This is a genomic window from Aquabacterium sp. (assembly GCF_049274795.1).
Lineage (GTDB): Bacteria > Pseudomonadota > Gammaproteobacteria > Burkholderiales > Burkholderiaceae_C > Aquabacterium.
Window position 1 is genome coordinate 1 of sequence record NZ_JBASTH010000104.1, and the last position, 2,888, is coordinate 2,888.

Annotated in this window: 2 protein-coding genes; both read right to left on the reverse strand. The window is 68.1% G+C overall.

Translation table 11 applies throughout. The annotated features are described in order from the left end of the window. Positions 1–254: 254 nt before the first annotated feature. Positions 255–1,592: a type VI secretion system baseplate subunit TssK gene (gene tssK / locus WAQ08_RS17620; RefSeq protein ID WP_422193376.1), complete on the reverse strand. Its 1,338-nt coding sequence runs from the start codon at positions 1,590–1,592 to the stop codon at positions 255–257. 13 nt (positions 1,593–1,605) lie between these two features. After that, positions 1,606–2,888, reverse strand: a 1,283-nt coding sequence (locus tag WAQ08_RS17625) for a caspase family protein (protein ID WP_422193378.1), incomplete at its 5' end; no start/stop codon positions are given.

Below are 2,888 nucleotides of genomic sequence, written 5' to 3' on the forward strand. Positions count from 1 at the left end.
CCGCCAAAGCCACCACCACCGGGACCACCGGCGCCGCCGGCCTGACCGCCCTGGCGCGCGCGCCCGGCGCTGGGCTTGATGACAGTGCGTTCCGACTCGAACGCGGCAAAGGGATCTTGATCGCTCATGACGATGCTTTCTGACCGACCGTGATGTCACGGCGGCGTTCGCGGAAAGCGGCCCGGTGGGCCGCTGTGCGTGGTGTGGTCGACAAGGCTGGCATGGGCCTGTTGCGCGGTCGTGTCAGGCCCTGATCAGGCGCGGATGGCCCAGAACTCCAGCTCCAGCCCGGGGAACTCGCCAGCGATGTGCATGGCCATGCCTCCGGAGCTTTCGAGCTGCTTCCACAGCTCGTTGTTGCGGGTTTCGAGCTCGAAGTAGTTGAAGCCTGCGTGGTAGGGGATTTGGCGCGGTGCCACCGGCAGGGGGCGCAAGGTGACGCCGGGTAGCTGCAGATTGACCAGGTCGCGGATGCGCTCGACCGGGCCGATCTTGACCTGCGTGGGGAAGCGCCCGCGCAGGGCCTCGCCTGGCATCTGCGCGGCCACGGCCAGCACGAACTGGGCGTTGCGCTGCAACTCCACATCGGGGATGAGGGCCACGCGCACGCCGTACTTGCGGTCCTGCAACTCGATGGGGATCGCGGTCTGCTCCATCACCATCGACAGCGACTGGCGCAGGTCGTCGATGACAGGGCGGAAGGTGCGTGCCAGGTCGTCGTGGTCGTACTCGGGGTAGACCGTGGGGCGGCGGCGTTCGCGGAAGGTGGACAGATCGCCCGCCAGTGTCAGGCAGGCGCTGTACAGGCGCTCCGGGTGCAGCACCGACACGTTCTGCAGGTGTGCGAACAGCGGCTCGTTGCGGTTCACGGTTTCCAGCAGCAGGAAGTCGGCGATCTCGCCTGAGCCGCTGCGGCCGGGCTGGGCCAGACGGCTGGCCAGCGCCTCGCCACGCTGGTGCAGCAGGCCGTAGAGCTCGCGCACGTAGCCGTCAAGGATCACATGGCCGCGCGAGTGCAGCATGGGCGGCACGTAGTGCGGGTCGAGCACCACCTTGTTGTCGGCGCGGCGCTCGATCACGCGGGCCACGCCCAGCGTGGCATAGCCCTCGACGGCATCGCGCGCCAGCATCAGGCGCAGGTTCAGGCGGCCGATCTGCAGGGCGGCATCGCGGTCGGCGTTGGTGTTGTTGTCGCCGACATCGACCTCGGTGACCTTGTAGCGCGTGCCCAGCGAGCCGCCGGCCTCTTCGGCATCGGACTCGATCACGCCCGGGCGCTGCAGCGTGAGCGCCAGCACGACGAGTTCGTTGCGCACATCGGCCGGCACATCGAAGGCGGCCGGGGCGGCGTCGTTGTTGGGCAGCGAGAAGGCGGTGCCATCGGGCAGCAGGCCCTGGCCGGCGGTGATGGCCAGCTTGCCCAGGTTCAGGGCGGCATCGTCCAGCGTGATGGCGGAGAAGCCCCAGCCGTAGGCCCAGCCGGCCTGCAGGCGGTCGCGCAGTTGCTGCTCGACGTGCCGGTCGTGCTGCTGGAAGTGCTGAGGCTGGAGGAACATGCCCTCCGTCCAGATGACTTTGTTGTTCCAGGTCATGGGTGGGTGCGCGTCACTTGCGGTTGTGGTCCAGCGTGGGTGGCGGAGTGTAGGCCAGTTCGCGGGCACGGGTCTCGAACTGGGCGGCCATCACGGGCTGGTCGAGGTTGCGGTAGTACACGGCCAGTTCGTACGAGGCGATACCGTTGCCCAGGGCGGCGGCGTACTGCATCCAGCCCTCGTAGCGGTTGGCATCGCGGTCGACGCCTTCACCACGCAGGTAGACGCGCGCGATCCGCGCGGCGGCATCCTTGTCGCCACGGGCGGCCTTGCGGATTTCCACCCACACGGGGTTGCCGGCCTCGGCCTTGGGAAAGAAGGCGCTCTTGAACAGGCGCACATCGTTGCGGCGCATGGCCTTGAACGCGTCGTCAGCGCCTTCGCGGGCCACCTGGGCGCTGCCTGCCAGCGTGCTGCTGGGAAAGCGCTTGAGGTAGTCGTCCGAGAGCCGCATGATGTCGGCCGGCCAGCCGGCGGCTTCGATCTCGGCCCACAGCGCCGACTCATCCTGGCTGTTGAACTTGACGGGCGCGCCCTGCGTCCCTGCGATCAGCGACAGGCGCGTCTTGATGCGCACGTTCTCGGCGATGAAGGGGAACTGCGCCATGGCGCGGATGCCGGCGATGGGGTGGTTCAGCATCGTGTTCTGCACGTCTGTCTTGACGAGGCGGAACATGTCCGAAAACGTGATGTCATCCGATGCCGTGCTGAGCACCTTGACCAGGGAGGCTGTGTAGAAGGTATTGGCCGTCTCGACCGAGGGCGAGATGGCGGGCTTGCCGGCGCCGGTGGAGAAGACGATCAGGCAGCCCGAGGGGGCTTCGACCTGGTTGAAGCCGTCGCCGGCCTTGAGCGCGGCGCGCAGGTTGGTGCGGCAGGCGTCGATCACGGTCATGGTCAGGCCGCTCGGACGCGTGGGCAGCACGTCGATCACGTCGCGCTTGAAGTGCAGGCTGCCGTCGAGCAGCACGGGCTCGTTGGCGCTGGGGTTCACGCCGGAGCCCAGCAGCAGGTTCTCGGCCTCGACCTGCATGCCGTGGCCCGTGTAATAGAACAGCACCGAGGCATCGGCCGGAGCGCTCTGGCATTGCTGGGCGAACTGGTTGATGACGCGGCGTAGGTTGCCCGGGTTCTGGTCGACCACGGATGTGACTTTGAAGCCACGCTTTTCGAGCACGGCCTGCAGGTCGCGGACGTTCTTGTGCACCGGGGGCAGGTCGAACGGCGGCGGGTAGGCACGGTTGCCGACCAGCAGGGCCAGGCGCACGGGGGCCGGGCCGCTGGCCTGGCCGGGCG